The 22,576-nt window shown below is 61.0% G+C and carries 19 protein-coding genes; 10 read left to right on the top strand and 9 right to left on the bottom strand.

The features are described from left to right. Positions 1-51: 51 nt before the first annotated feature. Positions 52-3,189 (top strand): autotransporter domain-containing protein, encoded by a 3,138-nt coding sequence (locus FH041_RS04750; protein ID WP_140174223.1) that lies wholly within the window; start codon positions 52-54, stop codon positions 3,187-3,189. A 189-nt stretch (positions 3,190-3,378) separates the two neighbouring features. On the opposite strand, the gene FH041_RS04745 is transcribed toward FH041_RS04750, so the two are convergent. Next, positions 3,379-4,092, bottom strand: a complete 714-nt coding sequence (locus tag FH041_RS04745; protein ID WP_028686409.1) for a hypothetical protein — start codon at positions 4,090-4,092, stop codon at positions 3,379-3,381. A gap of 471 nt (positions 4,093-4,563) precedes the next feature. Between FH041_RS04745 and FH041_RS04740 the strand changes: the two genes are divergently transcribed. Next, positions 4,564-4,806: a hypothetical protein gene (locus tag FH041_RS04740; protein ID WP_027916055.1), complete on the top strand. Its 243-nt coding sequence runs from the start codon at positions 4,564-4,566 to the stop codon at positions 4,804-4,806. Between the two features lie 115 nt (positions 4,807-4,921). Next, the gene (locus tag FH041_RS04735; protein WP_028686410.1) at positions 4,922-5,194 is read left to right on the top strand and encodes a DUF3077 domain-containing protein; all 273 of its coding nucleotides are present in this window, start codon (positions 4,922-4,924) and stop codon (positions 5,192-5,194) included. A 23-nt stretch (positions 5,195-5,217) separates the two neighbouring features. Here the strand turns inward: FH041_RS04735 and FH041_RS04730 are convergent, their stop codons facing one another. After that, a complete protein-coding gene (locus tag FH041_RS04730; protein WP_104926306.1) occupies positions 5,218-6,396 on the bottom strand; it encodes a multidrug effflux MFS transporter in 1,179 nt (392 codons plus the stop codon). A gap of 144 nt (positions 6,397-6,540) precedes the next feature. Here FH041_RS04730 and FH041_RS04725 point away from each other — a divergent pair, with 144 nt between their 5' ends. From FH041_RS04725 to FH041_RS04710, 3 genes are all read left to right on the top strand, one after another. Next, entirely contained in the window at positions 6,541-7,410 is an 870-nt protein-coding gene (locus tag FH041_RS04725) for a LysR family transcriptional regulator (RefSeq protein WP_027916058.1), read from the top strand. Between the two features lie 166 nt (positions 7,411-7,576). Then, complete coding sequence (locus FH041_RS04720; RefSeq protein WP_027916059.1) at positions 7,577-7,987, top strand: VOC family protein; 411 nt, start codon at positions 7,577-7,579, stop codon at positions 7,985-7,987. A gap of 161 nt (positions 7,988-8,148) precedes the next feature. Further along, positions 8,149-10,764, top strand: a complete 2,616-nt coding sequence (locus tag FH041_RS04710; RefSeq protein ID WP_236165607.1) for an ATP-binding protein — start codon at positions 8,149-8,151, stop codon at positions 10,762-10,764. 51 nt (positions 10,765-10,815) lie between these two features. On the opposite strand, the gene FH041_RS22655 is transcribed toward FH041_RS04710, so the two are convergent. The 7 genes from FH041_RS22655 to pcaQ form a co-directional block, all read right to left on the bottom strand. Continuing rightward, the gene (locus tag FH041_RS22655; RefSeq protein WP_166741483.1) at positions 10,816-10,986 is read right to left on the bottom strand and encodes a hypothetical protein; all 171 of its coding nucleotides are present in this window, start codon (positions 10,984-10,986) and stop codon (positions 10,816-10,818) included. 226 nt (positions 10,987-11,212) lie between these two features. After that, on the bottom strand, positions 11,213-11,614 hold the full coding sequence (gene pcaC / locus FH041_RS04705) for a 4-carboxymuconolactone decarboxylase (RefSeq protein WP_027916060.1): 402 nt from the start codon (positions 11,612-11,614) through the stop codon (positions 11,213-11,215). A gap of 18 nt (positions 11,615-11,632) precedes the next feature. Continuing rightward, positions 11,633-12,421, bottom strand: a complete 789-nt coding sequence (gene pcaD / locus FH041_RS04700) for a 3-oxoadipate enol-lactonase (protein ID WP_132578412.1) — start codon at positions 12,419-12,421, stop codon at positions 11,633-11,635. Next, positions 12,422-13,792, bottom strand: coding sequence for a 3-carboxy-cis,cis-muconate cycloisomerase (locus FH041_RS04695; protein WP_140174222.1), 1,371 nt, complete (start codon positions 13,790-13,792; stop codon positions 12,422-12,424). 206 nt (positions 13,793-13,998) lie between these two features. Beyond that, the gene (gene pcaG, locus FH041_RS04690; protein WP_027916063.1) at positions 13,999-14,604 is read right to left on the bottom strand and encodes a protocatechuate 3,4-dioxygenase subunit alpha; all 606 of its coding nucleotides are present in this window, start codon (positions 14,602-14,604) and stop codon (positions 13,999-14,001) included. Between the two features lie 12 nt (positions 14,605-14,616). Continuing rightward, on the bottom strand, positions 14,617-15,336 hold the full coding sequence (pcaH, locus tag FH041_RS04685; protein ID WP_027916064.1) for a protocatechuate 3,4-dioxygenase subunit beta: 720 nt from the start codon (positions 15,334-15,336) through the stop codon (positions 14,617-14,619). 120 nt (positions 15,337-15,456) lie between these two features. After that, positions 15,457-16,386 (bottom strand): pca operon transcription factor PcaQ, encoded by a 930-nt coding sequence (pcaQ, locus tag FH041_RS04680; RefSeq protein WP_027916065.1) that lies wholly within the window; start codon positions 16,384-16,386, stop codon positions 15,457-15,459. A 682-nt stretch (positions 16,387-17,068) separates the two neighbouring features. Between pcaQ and FH041_RS04675 the strand changes: the two genes are divergently transcribed. The 4 genes from FH041_RS04675 to FH041_RS04660 all read left to right on the top strand — a co-directional run bounded on the left by FH041_RS04675 (position 17,069) and on the right by FH041_RS04660 (position 22,506). Further along, complete coding sequence (locus tag FH041_RS04675) at positions 17,069-19,486, top strand: glucose/quinate/shikimate family membrane-bound PQQ-dependent dehydrogenase (RefSeq protein WP_140174221.1); 2,418 nt, start codon at positions 17,069-17,071, stop codon at positions 19,484-19,486. 115 nt (positions 19,487-19,601) lie between these two features. Further along, on the top strand, positions 19,602-20,882 hold the full coding sequence (locus FH041_RS04670) for a carbohydrate porin (protein ID WP_042139108.1): 1,281 nt from the start codon (positions 19,602-19,604) through the stop codon (positions 20,880-20,882). A 329-nt stretch (positions 20,883-21,211) separates the two neighbouring features. Then, complete coding sequence (gene aroQ / locus FH041_RS04665) at positions 21,212-21,661, top strand: type II 3-dehydroquinate dehydratase (protein ID WP_088523187.1); 450 nt, start codon at positions 21,212-21,214, stop codon at positions 21,659-21,661. Continuing rightward, positions 21,658-22,506 (top strand): shikimate dehydrogenase, encoded by an 849-nt coding sequence (locus tag FH041_RS04660; RefSeq protein ID WP_028686418.1) that lies wholly within the window; start codon positions 21,658-21,660, stop codon positions 22,504-22,506. The genes aroQ and FH041_RS04660 overlap by 4 nt, the downstream gene beginning before the upstream one ends. Positions 22,507-22,576: the final 70 nt, after the last annotated feature.

Raw genomic sequence — 22,576 nt, 5'->3', positions numbered from 1 at the left:
TCGGGCTCGGTGGCCACGCAGGTGGCATCTCATGGAGTCTCCGGAGTCGTTATGAACCCTTTGTTCAAGTTATCCCCCCTCACCTTCGCGATAACGCTCGCCATGGCACCCGGCGCGTACGCGGCCGACTATGTGCTCGACAGCGGTCAGGACACCTTCAGCAGCGACCGAGGCATTGACGGCGCTGTGGTGCTGCGCCCCAGCAACGGCACGCCGTCCACGCTTACGCTCAACAATGGCGCCCAGGTCACCAGCTTCGGCGGCCGAATCGGTGGGTCGTCCACCAACGACGCGGCCAGCACGGCGATGGCCACGGTCATCGTGCAGGGCCCTGGTACGCGCTGGAACGTGCCACGCACCGGCGCGGTGCTGGGTAACACCATCGTGATCGGTGGCGCCGGGCAAGGTACTCTCAACGTGCTTGGCGGTGGGCAGGTGTCGGTGCGGGACCTGCAATTGAGTGACAATGGCAATGCCGGCAACGCCCTGTCGCGGGCCAACCTGCTGGTCAGCGGCCAGGGCTCGAAAGTAGACACCGTCAACGTCACGTCCGGTGGCGTGTTCCTGTACGACTCGCGCATCAACCTCAAGGATGGTGGGCAACTGGTCAGTGAGCGCGTGGCCATCAACTCGATCAGCGAACTGTCGGGCGCTGGCACCCGCTGGGACAACACCGGCACCTTCAGAAACCGCAACGACCTGAGCCTGAGCGACGGCGCCGTATTGACCAGCGACTCCATGGCGCTGGGCTCGGCCAACGTCAGCCGTAACACCCAGGTCAATGTCTCCGGTGAAGGCACCCGTCTGGCCACGCGCGCCATGACGCTGGGCACCACGACATCCAGCACCATCCTGACCCTGTCCAACGGCGCCGAGCTGAGCAGCGCCGACGGCATCGACATTAGCGAGCTGACCAGCATCAACTCCGCCGCCCGTGGCACGCTAAGCATCGGTGGTGCCGTCGTGCGGGACGATGCGCGTACCGACATCGATGCCATCAGCGCCGGTTCTGCCCAGGCGGCGGGCCGTCTCGATCCGCAAACCGCCATTCGCTTCGGCGCCGGCAGCGGTGCGCTGGCGTTCAACCATACCGACAGCAACCTGCAAGTGAACAACCGCATCAGTGGCGCGGGCCGTGTGTACGCGTTCAGTGGCGACACCACCTTGGGCGGCGACCTGACGGGCCTTTCCGGCAGCACGGTAGTGCGTGGCGGGCGGCTGGTACTCGACGGCGATGTAGACCAGACCAACCCACGAGGCACGTCATTGCTGAGTGTGGGCAACGGCACCTTGGTGGTCAACGGTACCGTCGGGCATACCGACGCTTCTGGCAACTACAGCAACCGTGCCCAAGTACTGGCAGGTGGCGTGCTGGCCGGTAACGGACAGGTCGGGAGCACGCAGGTAGCCTCGGGCGGTACGCTGTCGCCAGGTGAAGCGGCACTCGGCACCTTGAACATCAAGGGCGACCTGGACATGGCCGAAGGCTCCAGGTACGCCGCCGACATTGCAGGCAATGGCGGCGCCGACCGGGTTAACGTCAGCGGCAGCGCAACCCTGCGCGGTACGCGTGTAGACGTGACCACCCTCAACGATGCGCAAAGCTATCAGACCGGCCAGACCTACACCCTGCTGGCCGCCCAGGGCGGCGTGGTGGAGGGCGCAGCAGCAGGTACCGCGTATGCGCAGGCGTTCACCAACTCGGCATTTCTCAATGTCAGCCTGCAGCGCACCGCCAATGAACTGAACCTGACCATTGCGCAGAAAGGCACTACACCGCCTGTCGAACCACCTGTGGAGCCGCCTGTGGAGCCGCCTGTGGAGCCTCCCGTGGAACCGCCGGTACAGCCACCTGTAGAGCCCCCGGTCGAGCCGCCCGTGCAGCCGCCCGTGCAGCCGCCCGTGCAGCCGCCGGTCGAGCCACCTGTCCAACCCCCGGTGCAGCCGCCTGTAGAACCGCCCGTCGAGCCCCCGGTGCAGCCCCCGGTCGAGCCACCCGTGGAACCCCCGGTACAGCCGCCGGTCGAGCCACCTGTTCAACCGCCAACGACAGGCACCCCGGGCATCTTCCAGACCGTGGCGCTCACACAGAACCAGTGGAATACGGCGGGTGCCCTGAGTGGATTGCAACAAAGCGGCGACCCCCTGCGGCTTTACAACAACTTGCTGGTACTGGATGCAGCCAGTGCCCGCAATGCCATCGATCAGCTGTCCGGTGATTACCACAGCAGCACGGGCACCGCGCTGATTGCCAACAGTCAGGTCGTGTCTGGGGTGCTCGGCACCCGCGTTCGCGGTCTGTTGGACAACAACACCGTGCGCATGCCGACAGGGGCATCGAACCTGATGCCGGCCACCCCAGAGGCGCAAGGCGGCGCATGGGCACAAGTGTTCGGCAACTGGTCGAAGCTCGATGGCAACAACGGCGCCAGCGGCTTGCACCAACGCACCGGCGGTGTGCTGATCGGCGCAGACGGCAGCATCACCCAGGATTGGCGTGCCGGCGTGTACGGCGGTTATAGCCGCTCCAAGTTCGATGCCGATGACCGCGATGCCAAGGGTCACAGCGACAACTATCACCTGGGCCTGTACACCGGCGCCCAGATCGACGCGCTGCGCCTGAGTGCAGATGTGGGCTACACCTGGCACAAGCTCGACAGCAGCCGCAACGTTGCGTTTGCCGGTTACAGCGACCATCTCAAGGGCAAGCGCGACGCCAACACGCTGCAAGCCAGTGGCGAAGCGGCCTACCGCATCGGCCTGGGCGCGGTGGCGTTGGAGCCGTTCGTAGGGGTGTCCTACGTGAACTACGACGCCGACCGTTTCCGCGAAAAGGGCGGCGCAGCGGCCCTGAACGTGTCGAGCGAGAAACAGGACACCTGGTTCTCCACGGTCGGCATGCGGGCCTCGACCCACACACGCGTGGCCAATCACGATACCCAACTGTTCGGCTCCCTGGGCTGGCGCCGAGCCTACGGCGACCTGGACCCACGCAATGAGCAGGCGTTTGCAGGCGGACCGAACTTCGAGGTGCAAGGGATTGCCCAGACGCGAAACGTGGCACTCACTGAAGTGGGGGCGAAGGTGCAGCTGAACCGTCAGACCGATGTAGGGCTGTCGTATCAAGGGCAGTTTGGCTCTGATTCCCGGTTCCATTCGGTCAATGCCGGGATCACGGTTCGCTTCTGAGGAGCGGCGGGGGTAGAGCCCCCTGCCCGCCATAGTGACTGCTACATCCGGGGCTGCCAGGCAGCCTTGGATGGGCTGCGCACGCGCTCGCACAAGATCAATCCCCTGCGGTTGTGCAGGGGCGCCAGCCCATAGCGGCACAACGCTGCCTCAAACAGAGAGATCACATTACCTCCGGCCCGCGCTCACTCAGGGGCGCATCAGCGGCTCGATCCCGATCCACGTCTTGACCGGTTGATAGCACAGTTGCAACGGTGGGATGGCGACGTCCTGACCCTGCACCTGCAGATTGCCCAGGTGAATGGTCCACTTGGACTCGGCGTCAAACGTGTCCGTCGGGAAAATCACATAAACGGACCCGTAATGCTTGTTGTTGGTGATCTTCGGAATTTTGCTGTGCACTTCGTCTGCGTTGATGTCATACGGCGAAGGTCGCGCCTGCTGCGGCGCGAATGTCGGATAGTCATATACCGGGCCACCCAGATAAAGCTCGGGTCTGGCATTCAATCGCGAACCGTCATTGAGGGTGATGAACGCCTGCCGGCTGTCATAGAGGATGGGTATCGGCGCGGCCCCGCGTGCGGAACCGGACGCAGGCCGCTGACGCCCCTCGTTGTAAGCGATCAGTTGTACATAGAATTCCGGTCGCGGGTATTTTTCCCCTGGGTACTGTACATGCAGCACCTGCTCGAATGGTTCGTCGCGCCAGCGCGCGGAGTAATCATAGAGGTAGGTTTCGAGGTGGATGGGTCCGCCGTCTGGCAGGCCTGCAACCTGAAGTTCATGCTTCGTTTCGCAGACATCCGCGTACGCTGCGCGCTCCCGCTTCCACGGCACGCAGGCAGTAAGCGAGGCTGCACAAAAAAAGATAAGGAGTGAAGGCGTGCACGTGCGATAAGTCATGACCGGCCCTGGTCTGGCGTGATGAGTGATTTCAGGTACTGACGCGTGGGTTCGATATCCATGTTGCCCATAGGCGAACGTACCAAGGTATTGGCCAAAGGTGGATGAGCTAGGTCCGTGTGTTCAATCATCGAAGACGCCAAGGGGTGACAGTGCAGCAATCGCATTGCGAAAAAATCAGATTTAAGCCCTTCCCTGTAGGCCATTTCCCAAAGATACTCCCTGCGCCCATTTGTTGTTGCACATGAACGGTGTGGATTCTAGTCTCGCCGGGTCGCTGCCAATTCAGCGACCGGTTTTGACGGACCGAGAACGCTGCCTCATGTGCACACTTTATGGTGGCTGTACGTGCGGGCACCCTGTGGTGCGCCGAGTGCCAACGTCTCGGTCCGTCAACCCGCGTACAGCTACCACCCTCATTGCTTGACGGCCTGAATGTGGTAGTTCCTCCTTCCACGTTGGAGTTGAACCATGCTCAAGATCGTCCCCGATCCCCCTCTTCACAGTGGCTCCCTTGAAGACATTTTGGTCCAGGCCACCGAATACGCCACGTGCGCGGCCGCCGTGGTGCAACAGGCCATGTCACTGGGTTTCAGGTCGCCCGCTTCGGTGCTGATGCTGACCTCTCTGCATGAACTCGAGACGCTGAAGGCTCTGCTCGAGTCAGCGGTAACGCATGTCCAGATGCGACCGAAGCATCCAATCTGCCATTGACCCGTAACTGTTGAAAAGTGCGCTCGCATGGCGAATCGTCCGTTCACCCCGCTGGGTGTTGGTTCGCCAGCGATGTGGCTCGTGCAAGCACTGCACCCTTTTGAGGAGAACGAAGATGTCCGGAGAAGAAACCACGTTTACCGTTGGCCAAACCACCTTCTATCAGGGCACCGACCAAACAAGCCCTCTCTTCCGTATCGAGCCCGGTATACCCTGTGAGATGGCCCGCGAGCAGGCCTCGGAGCTGATGGGTTACGCTCGGGACATGACCCTTGACGGCTTGATGGAAGACAAGCAGCACTTGATCTGGGCTTCCCACTACCTCTGCGCGATGGCCAAGGCCTTGCTTGACGACGCGCAACTGGGCGAAGCGCTGAGCCAGCATTAAGCGTGCAGGCCAACCCGAGCGCGCTACCCTCGCTGCGCCGGTTGCTTGCGATAGGCCAAAGGGTTGCACGCAGACAATGCCACACAGCTCAACACCGCCACCGCCCCGGCGAGTACACCAAACCCTGTGCCTGATACCGCACTCACACCCATTGCCACAACGGCTGCGCTGCCAATCTGGCAAAACCCCACCAACCCCGATGCAGTGGCCGCATGCCCATGTTCGCTGGCGATAGCCCCCGAAATCGCCAGCGACAACGACGAGCCGTTGGCCAGGCTGACCAGGCACATCGGCAGCACCACGGCCGTCACGCTGCGCCACCCCATGGTATAAGCCAGAAGAAAACCCATGGCGCCCAGTACGAAGCAGGTAATGCCTATCGCGACAATACGGTCGTAAGGCAAGCGGTCAAGCAACCGCCGGGCCAACCGGTTAGCTCCGATGATGCCCAAAGTAAGCGGCACGTACAGCCACCCGCTTTGCGCCTCGCTCAAGCCTGCTTGTACGAAAAGAAATGGCGACTGCGTCAAATAAACGAACCAGGCGCAGTAGATTGAACACACCACTACTGTGTAGCGGCAAAAGTTGCGGTCACCCAGTACGCGGCCGAAGCCGGCGAAGAGTCCCGTCCTGGTACGCGTCGCGACCGGTAGCGTTTCAGGCAATACAAACAGTGCCAGAAGCAGTGCTAGCGCCCCGAATGCGGCAACGAACAGAAAGTCGGCTCGCCAGCCGAACGCCACGGCCAAGTGCCCGCCGATTGCGGGGGCCAAGGCCGGCGACAGTGACACAAGGGGGTAAACCACGGCGTAGACTTTCGCCGAAGTGCGCTTGTCGCAGGTATCGGCAATCAACGCGCGACCAATCACCAGCCCCGCCGCTGCTCCCAGCGCTTCTACCATACGCCACGCTATAAAGCCCATGTAGCTGCTGGACAGCGCGCAGCCCATGGAGCCCAGCAGATAGAGAACGCCACCGGCCAGCAGCACGGGCTTGCGTCCACGTCGGTCAGACAGTGGGCCATAAACCAACTGCGCAAAAGCCAGTGCCAGCAAATAGAACGAGACGGTTTGCGGCATTTGCCAACTGGCAACGCCAAATTCAGTGGCCATGCCCGGCATCGCGGGTAGGTAGATATCCGAGGCGACGAGGCCGAAGGCGCTCAGCATGGCGACTGTCAGGATGAAAGATAAGCGAGGCATGGTGCTCCTGATACCCGGCTTAAGCCGGCTGCGTGATTCGGACGGTGATTCAAGCCCGCTATGTTATGCAGCGTGCATCAATGCGAAAATGCACGTAATCGCAGCCCAGGGCTGCATATTTGCATCTTCAGGAAGCGTGCATTGATGAATTGGGATGACGTACGCATTTTCCTCGCGGTACACCGTGCCGGCACCCTGCGGGCCGCAGCCACGGCGTTGGGCATCGACCAAACCACAGTCGGTCGGCGTCTGGCGGGGCTTGAGCAGACGCTGGGCAGCCGACTGTTTCTTCGCAGCACCGGTGGCCTGGCGTTGACTACCACTGGGCAACAGCTCGTACAGAAGGCTGAGGAGATGGAGCGGATGGCCGTCTCCTTCGAGCGCCAGGGTGAGGGAAACGATCCTCATCCATCGGGTGAGGTGCGCCTCACCACCACCGATGCGCTGGCCGTGGATTTCGTCATACCTGCGATCGAGCAACTGCGGGTCACTCATCCGCAGGTGCGGGTAATTCTGACCACCACCACTCGTCTACTGGACTTGGGGCGCAGGGAGGCCGACGTGGCCGTGCGCACCGTACGGCCGGAGCAACCTGACCTGATCGTGCGCCGGCTGGCTCACTGGCCTGTGGGGCTGTATGCGGCACAGCGGTACCTTGACCTGCGTGGAAAGCCAGAACCTGGCAGCGCCTTGGTAGGCCATGACATCGCCTTTTACCAACAAGGTGTAACCGCCCGGCAGGACGATACACTGGCGGGAGAGCCCAGGTCCGGCGGCCGGGTAGTCGCGGAGCTGGACTCGAGCCTCATGTTGGCGACCTTCGTGCGCGCCGGGCTGGCCCTGGGTGAGCTGCCGGAATACATGGCCCAGCGCGATGCCAGTTTGGTGCGCGTCTGGCCTGATCGACAGCGGGCCACGCCCTATGAAGCCTGGCTCGTGTTGCATCGGGACCTGGCACATACGGCACGGGTGAGGGTTGTAGTGGATGCGATTGTTGCGGCTTTTGCCGAGTGAGGGTCATCTAGGCGCTGCTGGGCCTAACCCCTCATCGCCAGTGAGCCTTAAGCTTTCTGAACCCAGCTACCCAGGGCGTGACATCTGACTGGGTGAGCGATGGCATTGCCTTTCTCAGATGAGCTGTGTGTTACTGCTGTCGATCAACGGATCTTATGGAGCGTACATGTTCAGCCACATTCAGCTAGGTGCTCGCGACCTGCCGGCCATGATCAGGTTCTACGATGCCGTACTTGCCACCCTGGGGCTTGTCCGCATGCCCGACAACCACGATGGCGGCCCGCAGGGTGCTGGATGGCAAAGGCCGGACAGGGAGTGGCCTCAGTTCTACGTGCAACTGCCGTTCAACGGACTGCCGGCGACATGGGGAAACGGCGTGCAAATAAGTTTTGCCGCCGCTTCGCAGGATCAGGTGCAGGCGGCATGGCGTACAGCCTTGGCGATGGGTGCTCAAGATGAGGGCGCACCTGGGTTGAGGCCGCAGTATGCCTCGGATTACTACGGTGCTTATTGCCGGGATATTGAAGGGAACAAACTCTGCTTTGTGCATGCAGCTGGCGTGATGTCGCCAACATGATCAAACAAGACGAATTCCCCACCTTGTTAGTGCTAGAGGTGGGTTTTTCTGAGAGACTCCCGGTTCTACGCGTCCGCCAGTAAACGCCGGTAACGCACTCCCCTTCTTTTTCGCACTGACCAGACTACAGATCAAGACGCTGTGGCCGTTGGGAGATTCGTTTGCGCAATGATTCCAAGCACCCGGCCAGCGATGACCGCCTCAACCACGTGCTCAATGCCAGCGAGCGCCTGGCCAGGGCCGAATCCGTGGAAGAAGTCGTTGCCGTGTTGCGAGACAATGCACGCGCGGCGGTAGGAGCTGAAGGTATTACAGTCATCCTCGAAAATCACGGCAAGTGCCTCTACGTAGCCGAGGATTCGGCATCTGCCCTATGGCAAGGGCAGGATTTTCCAGCCGACACCTGTGTTTCAGGGTGGGCCATGCAGCATCAAGAAACGGTTGTCATCGCTGACATTCGGCTCGACTCACGCATACCCAGCCAGGCGTACTCCTCGACTTTCGTCCGCAGCCTTGTGATGGTGCCCATCGGGCGGCCTTTGCCGGTGGCTGCGTTGGGCGCATATTGGTCCGAGGCAAAAGACCATGATCTCGATACGATCAACAGATTGGAGAACCTGGCGCGGCTGGCAACGATTGCCATCGAAAATGCGCGTCTGACCCAAGCGCGTAACCGTGGGGCGGCACTTGCAGCGGCGCAAAACCGAATCCTGGCACTGGCGGTTACATCGACCCCTCTGAGCACCACGCTGGAGGCGATCGTTCGCGAGGTGGAGGGGCTATCGGTTTCAGGTTTCGTTGGGAGCATTCTGCTCTTTGATGAGCGGGTAAGCCATGTGCACCACTGTGCAAGCCCCAGCCTGCCTGGCGTCTACCGTGAAGCCCTTGCGGGCGCCCCCATCGACCTGGGGCTGGATGCCTCGAGCACCCTGGCGGCAGTGGACATCAGCACCCGCTCTCGGTGGGCCACCCTTGGCGATTTGACCTTCGAACATGGGCTGCACCCCTGCTGGTCGACATCGATCCGTTCAGCCCAGGGCGAAGTGCTTGGCCTATTCGTCCTGTACCACGCTGAGCGCCGGAAACCACTGCCCGCCGATATGGAAATCATCGATTTCGTGACCCAGACCGTGGGGCTGGTCGTGCACCGCTCCCGTTCGGACTGCGCGGTTCGTTCCAGTGAGCAGAGGCTGCGTCTGGCAGTTGACCATGCTGACGTAGGCTTCTGGGACGTGGATTTTATCAATGACACGCTGGTATGGCCTTCGCAGACCAAGGCGATGTTCGGGATGTCAGCTGACGCGCCGGTCACCCTCCAAGATTTCTATGCAGGCATACACCCTGACGACTACGAGGCAACGATCGACGCATTCGCGGCAGCGATCGATCCGCTGCGCCGTGCACTCTACGACGTGGACTATCGAACCGTCGGCCGCGATGACGGCATCGTACGCTGGGTGGCGGCCAAAGGCCGTGGCGTCTTCGACCACACCGGCCGGTGCTTGCGCGTGACCGGGACAGCGATAGACATCACTGCTCGCAAGGTCGCCGAAAACGCGCTCAAAGAGCTCAACGCCTCCCTCGAAGAGCGGATCGCCAGAGCCATTGCAGAGCGTGAAGAAGTACAAAAAGCATTGCGTCAAAGCCAGAAGATGGAAGCGATGGGGCAACTTACCGGCGGCGTCGCTCACGACTTCAACAACCTCCTCACGCCTATCGTCGGCACCCTGGACATGCTCCAGCGCCGGGGCGTGGGCGGCGAACGCGAGCAACGGCTGATCGCTGGTGCGATGCAGTCGGCAGAACGTGCCACGACGCTTGTCCAGCGGCTGCTTGCCTTCGCACGTCGACAACCCCTTCAGACGAGTTCGGTGGACGTGGCAAAGTTATTGAACGGCATGGCCGACCTTGTGGCCAGCACCATTGGGCCTCAAATCAAGGTCGTGGTCGATGTTCCGGCAAATCTGCCAGCGGCCATCGCGGATCTCAATCAACTTGAGATGGCCATGCTCAATCTTTCGGTGAATGCGCGTGACGCGATGCTTGACGGCGGCACGATGCGCATTTCCGCCAGCACGGAAATGGTCGACATTGACCACCGCTCGAAACTTCCGGCAGGCGAGTACCTGTGCCTGTCAGTTGCTGATACGGGGATTGGCATGGATGCGACCACCCTCGCCCACGCGGTGGAGCCATTCTTTTCAACCAAAGGTATCGGCAAAGGCACCGGGCTGGGCTTATCCATGGTGCATGGCTTGGCCTCGCAACTTAACGGTGCGCTCACCCTTCATAGCGCTCCAGGGCTAGGTACGAATGTAGAGCTTTGGCTGCCTCGCAGCACAACCGAACCCAATGAGGCACTGCGCATCGACCCACTCCAGGAGTCACCGCTGGTGCGCGGCACCGTGCTGCTGGTGGACGACGAAGAACTGGTGCGGGCAAGTACGGCGTACATGCTCGCTGAGCTGGGATACTGCGTGGTCGAGGCTGCGTCCGGTGAGCAGGCATTGGAATTGATGCACACTAAACAGCCGTTCGACCTGCTTGTCACCGATCATCTCATGCCCGGCATCAGTGGGACCGAGCTGGCTAGAGCGGTTCGCATTAGCAGACCTGACATTGCGATTCTGATCATCTCCGGCTACGCAGAACGTGAAGGCATTGATCCGGCGCTGCCTCGGCTCAACAAACCCTTTCGAAAGTATGAGTTGGCCACAAGGTTAGCTGGGCTGCGCGGCGGATCGAGGGACGCGCCTTTATTGCCTCAGGTGGTTTGACGGGTCAGATTTTGCAGTTGCACTCATCCATCAGTTAGGCAAGTACGCGCCTCAGGCCCGCTTGCGATACCCAGCTATGAGCAATGCCAGCCCAGGCGTCAGCAAGCCGACTGCGGTATACCCGAAAGCGGCCTGCCCTGAGGCGCCAACGGCTGCAAATGCCGTACCCACGGCAATCAGGGGTATGGCGACGAAGTAAAACGGTTTAGCTACCTTGCTCATATCGAACCTCCTGTTAGCACTCATGTGTGCGGGGCATCCAAGCTTACATGCACGCGTGTTCGGTAGGGTAGCCATGCTTGACCAAGCCCCCCTACTTGAACGCCGATAACTACAGCCCGCTTCGACCGTTCGAAAAAGTTAGTACGTAGGGCTGCGCCGCGTTGCAACCGTAACTGCCCGCTCGGCGATTGATGGCGCGTCTTTCAACCCTGGCGACTCGAGGCATTCATCTGGCAGAATCGAGGGATTCCACGCCAAGCTCGTCCCACACCGATTCGGCCAGGTGGAAGGTGGCGTTGGCAGCCGGGATGCCGCAGTAGATGGCGCTCTGCATCAGCACCTCCTTGATTTCCTCTCGAGTTACGCCGTTGTTCCTGGCCGCGCGCAAATGCAGCTTCAGTTCACCTTCGCGGTTCATGCCGATGAGCATCGCAATAGTGATGAGGCTGCGTGTGTGGCGCGACAGGCCCGGGCGAGTCCAGATATCGCCCCAGGCATGGCGGGTAATCATTTCCTGAAACTCCTGGTTGAACGGCGTCAGGTGCTTGAGACTGTGATCAACATGGGCTTCACCCAGCACAGCGCGGCGTACCTGCATACCAGCTTCGTACCGTTGTTTCTCGTCCATCGGATGGTCCTCGCGCGCTTAGGCGGTCAGGAAGGCCAGCACGTGCTGGCTGAAGGCATCACTGGCCTGCACGTTGGAAAGGTGCGCGGCGTGGAGTTCGACCAGCTCGGCACCGACAATGCGCGCCTGCATCAGGCGGCCGTGCTCGATGTTAGTCACCGGATCGCTGCTGGCGCAGATGATCAGTGTCGGCACACCGATAGCACCGAGCTGCTCGCGATAGTCGGCGTCGCGCACCGCAGCACAACTGGCGGCGTAGCCTTGCGGTGAAGTCTGGGCCAACATGTCGACAATGGGCTCGACCTTGGCGGGCTCGGCCTTGGCGAAGTCGGCGGTGAACCACCGTGAGATCGAAGCATCGCGCAGATCGCGCATGGCCTGAACGCCACCGGCCAGCACGACTTCGATGCGCGAATTCCACACCTGCGCAGTGCCGATTTTTGCAGCCGTGTTGCAAAGCACCAGGCGCTCGATACGCTCAGGGGCATGGATCGCCAGCCACTGGCCAATCAGCCCACCCATGGACAGGCCGCAGAAGCTTGCCCGCTGAATATCAAGTCCGTCGAGCAACGTCAGCACGTCGCCCCCCAGTTGTTCGATGCTGTAGGGGCCCTCGCTGACCAGCGACCGCCCATGGCCTCGGGTATCGTAACGAAGTACTTGAAAGTGCTCGGTGAAAGCCACCATTTGCGCATTCCACATGTGCAGGTCGGTGCCCAGCGAGTTGGACAGCACCACTACGGGCGCACCAGGCGGTCCTTCGAGTTGATAGTTGAGGTCGCCATCGGCAAGTTGTAGGGTAGGCATCTAAAGCTCCTCACGCGAAACGTTCGAATGTTCAGCGACAGCACATTGGACCCATCGGCGCGCTTGACCGAGGTATTGGGCCGGGTCGAGCAGGCGATCAAGCTCAGTGGCACAGAGCTGTGCGCTGACTTCGGTGTTGGCCGACAGCACTGCGCGAAGGTGAGTCCCCTCCTCCACCGCCTCGCGGCAACACTGTTCGATCAAGTGGTGGGCGGTATCCCGTCCGATGCGCTGCGCCAGAGAAATGCTCACCGCCTCGGCCAGTACCAGACCTTGTGTCAGTTCGATATTGCTGCGCATGCGCTCGGCATCCACCTCCAGCCCAGACACCACCAGCAACGCCTGCTGCAGTGCGCCGGAAATCATGCAACACAGCTCCGGAAGGGTTTCCCATTCTGCATGCCATAAGCCCAGACTGCGTTCGTGCTCCTGCGGCATGGCCGCGAGCATGGTGGAGACCAGCCCCGGCGCGCGTACGGCCACGCCGATCAGCACGGCGGCACTGACCGGGTTGCGTTTGTGCGGCATGGTTGAAGAGCCACCCTTGCCCGGCGCGGAAGGTTCGAAAACTTCACCGACCTCGGTTTGCATCATCAAACTCAAGTCCCGGCCCAGCTTGCCCAGACTGCCGGCGATTAAGCCGAGCAGGCTCGCGAACTCGACCAGTCGATCGCGATGCGTATGCCAAGGTTGTTCAGGCAAATTCAGCCCCAACTCGCGGGCCAAGGCCTCGCTGACTGGCCAAGCCTGCTCGCCCAATGCTGCCAGGGTGCCGGAAGCACCCCCGAACTGGAGCACCAGTAGACGTGGCTTTAGCTGCTCAAGGCGCTGGCGGTGGCGAGTCACTACACCGAGCATGCCTGCCAGTTTCATGCCCAAGGTTACCGGCGTGGCCTGCTGCAACCAAGTGCGCCCGATCATTGGGGTATCGGTATGACGCTCGGCCTGCGTTGCCAGGGCGTTGGCCAGATCGGCGAGATCGTTTTCGAGCACCTCGACAGCGGCGCGCAGCTGTAGCACCAAGCCACTGTCCATGACGTCCTGGCTGGTGGCGCCATAGTGTACGTAGCGTTCTGCGTCTGGGCTTTGCGCGGCGACGCGCTTGCCCAGCGCCTTGACCAGTGGAATCGCCGAGTTGCCAGCGCTGACGATTGCATGTGCCAGCTCCGCCGGATCGTAGAGGTCGGCGTTGCAGGCGACGACGATCGGCGATAGCACCTCAGCGGGAATCAAACCGGTGCTCGCCTCGGCACGTGCCAACGCGGCCTCGAAATCCAGCATACCCTGCAGTCGTCCACTGTCGCAGAAGATCGCACGCATGGCCGGCCGGGTGAAATACAAGTCGAAAAGTTGATTGCTTGGGCTGCTCAAGCGGGTACTCCAAAAATCGGGAAAGTTATCTGGGGCGCAGCGTCTGCCTCAGGGGCCCACCGGCAAAATCAGGACCGCTGCGCGGACCTTCTTTCGAGCTGAGAGGCCGCAAGGGCAGCTCAGGCCCGTTCGACAGCCAGCGCGCCAAGCCCTGACTACGCTCCTGGCGACGGCTCGGCAACAGAGCCAGCGCCAAATGGGTACGCTCAGCAGTCAAAAAAAACGGTTTCCCCCTCGCCTTGGATCCGCATATCGAAACGGTAGGCCAGATTGCCGTTCACCTCACAGCGTTTGGCGATCAACGTCTGGCGACGCTGTGGCTGCTCGATCAAGTTGAGTACCGGATCGTCCTGATTGGCCTGGACTTCATCATCGAAGTAGATACGCGTATGCAGGTGGATATTGATACCCCGGGCGAAAAGCAACACGTTGATGTGCGGTGCCATCGGCACTCCAGCGGCGTTTTTCACGACACCCGGCTTCACCGTCTGCAACGTCCACTCGCCCGCATCGAAGGTCGTGGCGGTACGGCCGAAGCTGTTGAACGACTTCTCCAAGTCAAAGCGGGTGTCGTAGACCCCTTCATGGTTGGCCTGCCAGATTTCAAGGAAGGAATCACGCACTAAATGGCCATTGCCATCATAGACATGGCCGAACAGCAGAATGTGCTCGCCAGGGGCATCTGGCTTGGCCAGTTGATTCCAGATTTCCTGCGGACGTGGGGCAACACCGGCGGCTTCCAGAGCCAGTCCAATATGAACGTAAGGTCCGGCGGTCTGCGAAGGGGTTTCGGGCAGCAGTTCAATAGGCATGTGCGTGAGTCCTTAGCGATCTTCGAAGTGCGTCTTGCGCTGGCCGCGCAACACGATGTCGAAACGGTAGGCCAGGCAATCCATGGGGTTGGCCATGCCCATGTCGAGCTTGGCTATCAGGCTCTGTACCGCTAGCGGGTTTGCGATCGACTTGACGATGGGGCACATCGCAATCAAGGGGTCGCCTTCGAAATACAGCTGGGTGATCAATTTAGCGGAGATCGACGGGCCACTGATGGAGAAATGGATATGCGCTGGCCGCCAGTCATTGGGTCCGTTACGCCACGGGTACGGGCCGGGCTTGACGGTACGAAACATGTAGTTGCCTGCGCTATCTGTCAGCGTGCGGCCGACACCCCCAAAGTTAGGGTCGATCGGTGCCAAGTAGCGGTCGTTCTTGTGTCGATAGCGGCCACCAGCATTGGCCTGCCACATCTCCACCAAGGTATGCGGGATCGGCTTGCCGTATTGGTCCATGACCCGGCCGGAGACGATGATGCGCTCGCCGATCGGCAGGCTGCCGGTGTTGAAGTTGAGCAGCAGGTCGTTGTCATGATCGCCCATCTTCAGGTGCGAAAAGTCCGGCCCTGTGGTCTCCGAAATAGACTGCGCAATGCTCACCAACGCCTGTCGCGGCGAGCGGGTGATCGACGTTTTATAATCGGGCGTAAGGGCTTTGGGGTGCCAGTTGCGGTCTCGTATGACGAAACGGCCGGTGTCCAGTTCGGACATGGCGGTCTCCTGTTGTTGGCGTTATAGGAGCCTGGAAACTATCAGGCATGTGCGCCGCAGTTTCCGCGAGCCTGCCGGATCTGAAAACTGAAAAGGCGCCGCGTATCCATAACCAACAGGTTATGGATACGCGTGCACGCGATACTCCTGGCCTAGCTCGCGCAACACTTCCTGGCACCAGCGTGCGCCGAGGGACAGTGGTAAGGCGGCGTTGCTGCAGATGCCCACCGAGCCACCCCCCTCTTGCAGCTGCGGCGCCAGTTCCACCAACTCCCCTTTGGCCAGGGGGCTGCGCACGGCATCGGTCGGCGCCACCCAAACCGCTTCGCTGGTATCGACATAACGCCGGCTCAGGCTTAATGACAGGGTTTCCAGTCGTCGATTTGGCAAACGCAGACCGTGCTCGACGAGCAGGCTTTCGATGCGTTTGCGGATAGTAGTGCCAACTGTCGGAAGGACCATTGGATAGTCCTCCAGCGCGACCGTATCGAAAGCCCTCTCGAGCAGTGGATGGCCGGCTCGTACCACCAGGGTCAGGGGCTCGTTGTAGAGATGCTCGAAGGTCAGTCCTTGGATCTGCGGACTATCAGTCATGCGCCCGACAACCAAGTCCAGCTCGCCCACGCGCAATTGCGACAGAAGAGGCGCGCTGGGCCCGGTAACCACGCTGATCACCAGCGAGCAATGGCGCCTGTGCAGACGGCGCACCACCTCCGGCAGAAACTCGCCCTCGACCGTGGACAGCACGCCAAGGCGCACGTTGCTGGGTTGGAAGTCTCCGCCGCGTAGGCTCTCCACCCCTTCGCGCAGTGTCTGCACGCTTGGCCCGGCATAACGCAGGAAGACCACCCCGGCCTCAGTCAGCGTGGCGCCTTCCTTACCACGCTCGAACAACTGTGCGGTCAGCGCATCCTCTAGCTCCTTGAGCGTCTTGGAGACGGCAGGCTGGCTGATCGCTAGCCGATCGGCTGCACGCGCCAGGCTGCCTAGGCGTGCCACCTCCAGGAAGCACTGCAGGTGACGAAACTTGATGCGTTTGTCGATGCTCATCGGTCACTCCAGAAGGCCTTGGGCCACTGCCCCGTGCCGGGTTAGAACACGCCGTGAACGTACACCAGCACGCAAAGGCTCATCGGGTCGGAGAACGCCTGTACCGTCATACCGGTGTAGCCAAATTGCGCTTGGCCTCCTGGAGCAGGCTCTGAGTGATCAAATGCAGCATTTTGCTCGTAATTGACCTCACGGCGGCCGATTACTATAAACGCCGTAACGCCGACATCAAACGCTCACGTTGGGCTGGCTACCCGTCAAGGACCTATTACTGCCCAAGGTAGACGTGGCACAGGCAGAGAAACAACAGCGCCATAAATTGACGGTGAGCATAAATCGCTGATGCGCCGGTAACTCAGGTGGTCATTTTCGCCGATCACTGGGGTCCACTGTGGCCAGCCAATGTCCGTCAGAAAGGTCAGATTGATGAGACCGGGCGGCTGCCAGGTCTGATGCCTGAAAGCTCAACCTACACATAGCCGTGACAAATCGATGTTTTTGACGAAATTTTCACGTCATTAAACTCGGCATGTTAGAGAAAATTACCTACACATTTCGATAATTTCGTCGCATCTTGGCAATGTTGGCGTTGCAATACGCTATCTCGGAGATAAATGTACTAACTTGTTAATTAGCTTGCTAAGGGCTTATGCTTTGCGCATTCCATCGCGAGATCCTTGGCATGAACGACTCACCGCGCGCATCTGGCGCCTCGAAAATCATTCTGGTTGGCTTTGGCGCGGTCATCGCCCTGCTTGGCCTACTGCTGGCTGCTGGCGGCATCAAGCTGGCCAGTCTGGGCGGCTCTTGGTACTTCCTTATCGGCGGCTTGGCCATGGCGATCGCCGGTATCCTGATCGCCCGCAGCAAGGTCGCTGGGGCCTGGCTGTATGCCGCATTCCTGCTCGGCACCGCACTGTGGGCCGTGATTGATACCGGACTGGTGTTCTGGCCATTGTTCTCGCGCCTGTTCATGTTTGCCGTGATCGGTACCGTCGTCGCGCTGGTGTACCCGCTGCTCAAGCGCGCCAACGGTACCGGTACTGGACGCGGTGCCTACGCTGTCGCTGGTGTGATGGCGGTAGCGGTTGTGGTCGCGGCCGGCAACATGTTCGTCGCCCACCCAAGCGTGGCCCCGACCGGAATAGGCCCGGGGCTGACCGCAGTCGCACCTGCGCATGCGCAAAAAGACTGGGCTCACTACGGCAATACCGAAGGGGGGAGCCGCTTTGCCGCCCTTGATCAGATCAACCGCGGTAACGTCGACAAGCTGCAGGTCGCCTGGACCTACCACACCGGCGATGTCGCTATCAGTGATGGCAACGGTGCCGAAGACCAGCTGACCCCGCTCCAGGTCGGCAACAAAGTATTCATCTGCACGCCGCACAACAATCTGATTGCACTCGATGCCGACACCGGCAATGAGCTGTGGAAAAACACCATCAACGCCCAATCGAAAGTCTGGCAGCGCTGCCGCGGCCTGGCCTACTTCGACGCCACTGCGCCACTGGCCCAGCCCACCCAGCCGAACAGCTCACCCGTCGTTGCAGCTGCGCTAGCGCCTGGCGCCAACTGCCAGCGCCGCCTGCTGACCAATACCATCGACGGTCGCCTGATTGCAGTCGACGCTGACACTGGCGAGTTCTGCCAGGGCTTTGGCACCAATGGTCAGGTCAACCTGAAGGCTGGCCTGGGCGATGTACCGGACTCCTTCTACCAGCTGTCCTCGGCACCGCTGATGGCCGGCACCACCGTGGTTGTTGGCGGCCGTGTTGCAGACAACGTACAGACCGACATGCCAGGTGGCGTGATCCGTGGCTTTGACGTCATCACTGGGCAAATGCGCTGGGCCTTCGACCCAGGCAACCCTGAGGACCGCAATGCCCCCGCCGACGGCAGCACCTACGTGCGCAGTACGCCGAACAGCTGGGCGCCGATGTCCTATGACCCTGCGATGAACACCGTGTTTCTGCCGATGGGCTCATCGTCCACCGACATCTACGGTGTTGAACGCAGCAAGCTCGACCACACTTACGGCGCCTCGGTATTGGCCTTGGACGCCACTACCGGTGACGAGAAGTGGGTTTACCAGACCGTCCACAACGACCTGTGGGACTTCGACCTGCCGATGCAGCCGAGCCTGATCGACTTCACCAAGGACGACGGCCGGACCGTCCCTGCGGTGGTAATCGGTACCAAGGCCGGGCAGATCTACGTGCTCGACCGTGCTACCGGCAAACCGCTGACCCAGGTCGACGAGGTGCCGGTCAAGCCAAGCAACATCCCCAACGAGCCGTACTCACCCACTCAGCCCAAGTCGGTCGGTATGCCGCAGATCGGTGCTCAAACCCTGGCCGAATCGGACATGTGGGGCGCTACGCCATACGACCAACTATTGTGCCGCATCGACTTCAAGAAGATGCGCTATGACGGCCTTTACACCGCACCTGGCACCGACGTATCGCTGAGCTTCCCGGGCTCGCTGGGCGGCATGAACTGGGGCAGCATCTCCACCGACCCGGTGCATGGTTTCATCTTCGTCAACGACATGCGCCTGGGGCTGTGGAGTCAGATGATTCCGTCGCAGAATCAGGCTGAAGCTGCCAGTGGTGGCGAAGCACTGAACACCGGGATGGGGGCGGTACCGCTCAAAGGTACGCCGTACGCAGTGAACAAGAACCGCTTCCTGTCGATTGCCGGAATCCCGTGTCAGGCGCCACCGTTCGGCACCCTGACCGCAATTGACATGAAGACCCGCCAGATCGCCTGGCAAGTGCCGGTCGGCACCGTTGAAGACACGGGTCCGCTTGGCATCCGCATGCACCTGCCGATCAAGATCGGCCTGCCAACGCTGGGCGGCACCCTGTCGACCCAAGGCGGCTTGGTGTTCATTGCCGGTACCCAGGACTTTTACCTGCGCGCCTTCAACAGTGGCAACGGTGAAGAAGTCTGGAAGGCTCGCTTGCCCGTCGGCAGCCAGGGTGGCCCGATGACTTACGTGTCGCCCAAGACTGGCAAGCAGTACGTGGTCGTCACCGCAGGCGGTGCCCGCCAGTCGACTGACCGTGGCGATTATGTAATGGCCTACGCCTTGCCATAACTGGCGCCTCTCCCGTACAGCACGAGGCCGCTTCTGCACACACGTTGCAGTGGCGGCCTCATGCATTGAGCGGCGCCGTTCATCATCACCTTGCGATTTCCAGGAAAGCTGCGCAATGTCCTTCGTGTTCCGTTTGTCCCCTGCTCCCATCACCGCCGGCCTGCTTCTGGTCCTGGCCAGCAACGGTGCCATGGCCGAAGCCGATCTGCTGCGCCGCAGCACCTTCACTGGCGACTGGGGCGGCCTGCGCCATCAATTAGAAGACAACGGCGTCAAGTTCAGCGCTGACTACAGCGGCGAAACCGCCTACAACACCGATGGCGGTCTGCACCGCTCGGCGCGCTATTCGCAGAACATCAAGCTTGGCGTGCAGTTCGACTTGTCCCGCTTGTACGGACTGGACAACGCCGGCAAGGTCCAACTGAGCATCAACGACCGCCGCGGGCACAGCGCTTCGGAAGAACTGGTAGGCAACCGCCTGCCGATCCAGGAAAACTTCGGTGGCCTGTACACCCGCCTCACCGAGCTCAGCTATGAGCGCAACTTTACCCCGGCGCTGAATATCAAGCTCGGCTACATGGCCATGGGCAACGACCTTGGCGGCCTCGACAGCGGGATCCTATGCAACTTCATGAATGCCGGCTTTTGCGGGCATCCGCTGAACATGTCCGGCGGCAGTGGCTGGACCAATTACCCCAACGCGCGGCTCGGTGCACGGGTCAAATACGACCTGTCGCCAGCCTGGCAAGTGCGCGTGGCGGCGTTCAATGTCGACCCCGAGAGCAACGGCAACTCCAGCCGTGCCTGGAAGCTTGGCCCCAAGCACACCACAGGCACGGTGGTGCCGGTGGAGCTGGTGTACAGGCTGCTGGGCGAGCTACCGGGTGAGTACAAAGTGGGTTATTACTACGACAGCTCAAACGTCAAGCGCATTGGCCGCAATGACGAAGTGGCCGGCCGTGGTGGGCACTACCTGCTGATCGATCAGGCGGTATGGAATGACCCGGGCGTGGCAGGCCGCAGTTTGCATGCCTTTGGTCAGTACTCGGCATCGAGCAAGGCTGCATCGCCGTTTACAAAATGGTATGGCACGGGTGTTGTGCTGTATCAGCCGTTTGCAGGGCGCCCGCGGGATACCTTGTCGCTGGGCTACGGCCGCGCCGTACCGAACCCCCGTAGTCGAGCTGTGCTGGAGGATGCAGCTGCGCGCAATGATCAGGAGTTCCCGACCATCGACAGTGCCGAGCAGTTGATCGAGCTGAGCTATGGATATCAGGTCACACCCTGGCTCAATCTGCGACCGGATCTGCAGTACATCATCGAGCCTGGGGCATTTACCGGCGCTGATATTGATAATGCGCTGGTAGTCGGATTGCAGGTCAAGGCCAGTTTCTGAAGCGCTCTGGATGGCACGGCTTGGTAATCCTTTCCGCTTCCTGGGTGTCCTCTCGTCATGCTTGCAGCCCCTGGGGTCGGGGCAACGAGACGCCCCGTGGTCGGGCATGGCGATAGCTAGAGGGCGCGAACACGGCTGTAGCAACAAAGCTACGCGTGGAACTGTAAAACAGGCCCCAACACAGCGCATTCAAGTTTCGCGCTGCCAGGCAGCCGAACTTCGTGGTTCGGTAATCGCACATATTCAACGTGCAATCACGTACATCGATTGACGAATTAACCAGATAGTACAAACATCGGAGCTCCCAATAACAACACAGTGATCTGCCAATGACGCCCCGCATCCTCGTGCTCAACGGCCCCAATCTCAATCTGCTTGGCACCCGCGAGCCGGACCAGTACGGTCGCGAAACGTTTAGCGACCTCGCTAATAGCTGCGGCGCCAGCGCTCGCGATCTGGGCCTGGACATCGAATTCCGCCAGACCAACCACGAAGGCGAATTGATCGAATGGATCCACGCTGCCCGCAGCCGTTGCGCCGGTATTGTGATCAACCCAGGCGCGTGGACCCATACGTCGGTGGCCATTCGTGATGCACTGGTGGCCAGCGAGCTACCGGTGATCGAAGTGCACTTGTCCAATGTGCACAAGCGCGAGCCGTTCCGGCATAACTCATTCGTTTCATCGATTGCAGTCGGGGTGATATGCGGTCTGGGCAGCGCAGGTTATCGCATGGCGCTGGCACACTTTGGGCACATGTGTGTCGAGCGAGCAGCATGAGCGAGCAAAGCATTCTGGTTGGCCTGATTGGCCGCGGCATCCAGGCATCGCGCACCCCTGCTCTACATGAGTGTGAGGGCGACGCGCAATCGTTGCGTTACTTGTACCGGCTGATCGATGCCGATGAGTTAGGACTCAAAGACAGCGCCCTGCCCGATCTGCTCGATGCTGCTCAGCGCACCGGTTTTACCGGACTCAACATCACCTTCCCGTTCAAGCAAGCGGTCGTGCCGTTGCTCGATGAACTGTCCGATGAGGCGCGTAGCATCGGCGCGGTCAACACGGTGGTCTTCAAGGACGGCAAGCGGATGGGCCACAACACCGATTGCCTGGGCTTCGCCGAGGGGTTCAGACACGGCCTGGCTGACGTCCAAAAACGGCGTGTGGTGCAGATGGGCGCCGGTGGCGCCGGGTCTGCCGTCGCCCATGCGCTGCTGACCGAAGGTGTCGAACAGTTGGCGCTGTTCGACATAGATTTCGCCCGCGGGCAAGCTCTGGTCGACAACCTCAACGAGCGCTTCGGTGCAGGCCGAACCAGCCTTGGCATTGACCTGGCCGCCACCCTGGCTGACGCCGATGGCCTAGTCAATACAACGCCGGTGGGTATGGCCAAGCTACCGGGCACACCCGTGCCCGTCGGATTGCTGCATGCACGGCTATGGGTCGCCGAGATCATCTACTTCCCGCTTGATACGCCACTCCTGCGCCACGCTCGAGCACTCGGTTGCCGGACCCTGGACGGTGGCAAGATGGCGGTGTTCCAGGCGGTCAAGGCATTCGAGCTGATCAGCGGCAATGCTGCTGATGCTGGCAGGATGCAGGCGCATTTCGCCAGCATGGACTGAAGTGAGCTCGCCTGTTGGTGTAGATACCTGACACTGACGGGCCCAGGGCGCCTGATCAGGCAGTCGTTCA

It is taken from the genome of Pseudomonas sp. SWI7, from assembly GCF_006351945.1.
GTDB classification, from domain to species: Bacteria; Pseudomonadota; Gammaproteobacteria; order Pseudomonadales; family Pseudomonadaceae; genus Aquipseudomonas; species Aquipseudomonas fulva.
This window is presented reverse-complemented; position numbering and strand designations above follow the sequence as displayed.

Excerpts from the sequence above, each read along its gene's own strand:
- pcaQ (WP_027916065.1), bottom strand. The coding sequence starts at position 16,386 with ATGAGCATCGACAAACGCATCAAGTTTCGTCACCTGCAGTGCTTCCTG.
- FH041_RS04675 (WP_140174221.1), top strand. The coding sequence starts at position 17,069 with ATGAACGACTCACCGCGCGCATCTGGCGCCTCGAAAATCATTCTGGTT.
- FH041_RS04720 (WP_027916059.1), top strand. The coding sequence starts at position 7,577 with ATGTTCAGCCACATTCAGCTAGGTGCTCGCGACCTGCCGGCCATGATC.
- FH041_RS22655 (WP_166741483.1), bottom strand. The coding sequence starts at position 10,986 with ATGAGCAAGGTAGCTAAACCGTTTTACTTCGTCGCCATACCCCTGATT.
- FH041_RS04740 (WP_027916055.1), top strand. The coding sequence starts at position 4,564 with ATGCTCAAGATCGTCCCCGATCCCCCTCTTCACAGTGGCTCCCTTGAA.
- FH041_RS04745 (WP_028686409.1), bottom strand. The coding sequence starts at position 4,092 with ATGACTTATCGCACGTGCACGCCTTCACTCCTTATCTTTTTTTGTGCA.
- pcaG (WP_027916063.1), bottom strand. The coding sequence starts at position 14,604 with ATGCCTATTGAACTGCTGCCCGAAACCCCTTCGCAGACCGCCGGACCT.
- aroQ (WP_088523187.1), top strand. The coding sequence starts at position 21,212 with ATGACGCCCCGCATCCTCGTGCTCAACGGCCCCAATCTCAATCTGCTT.
- pcaD (WP_132578412.1), bottom strand. The coding sequence starts at position 12,421 with ATGCCTACCCTACAACTTGCCGATGGCGACCTCAACTATCAACTCGAA.
- FH041_RS04670 (WP_042139108.1), top strand. The coding sequence starts at position 19,602 with ATGTCCTTCGTGTTCCGTTTGTCCCCTGCTCCCATCACCGCCGGCCTG.
- FH041_RS04730 (WP_104926306.1), bottom strand. The coding sequence starts at position 6,396 with ATGCCTCGCTTATCTTTCATCCTGACAGTCGCCATGCTGAGCGCCTTC.
- pcaH (WP_027916064.1), bottom strand. The coding sequence starts at position 15,336 with ATGTCCGAACTGGACACCGGCCGTTTCGTCATACGAGACCGCAACTGG.
- FH041_RS04750 (WP_140174223.1), top strand. The coding sequence starts at position 52 with ATGAACCCTTTGTTCAAGTTATCCCCCCTCACCTTCGCGATAACGCTC.
- FH041_RS04660 (WP_028686418.1), top strand. The coding sequence starts at position 21,658 with ATGAGCGAGCAAAGCATTCTGGTTGGCCTGATTGGCCGCGGCATCCAG.
- pcaC (WP_027916060.1), bottom strand. The coding sequence starts at position 11,614 with ATGGACGAGAAACAACGGTACGAAGCTGGTATGCAGGTACGCCGCGCT.
- FH041_RS04725 (WP_027916058.1), top strand. The coding sequence starts at position 6,541 with ATGAATTGGGATGACGTACGCATTTTCCTCGCGGTACACCGTGCCGGC.
- FH041_RS04735 (WP_028686410.1), top strand. The coding sequence starts at position 4,922 with ATGTCCGGAGAAGAAACCACGTTTACCGTTGGCCAAACCACCTTCTAT.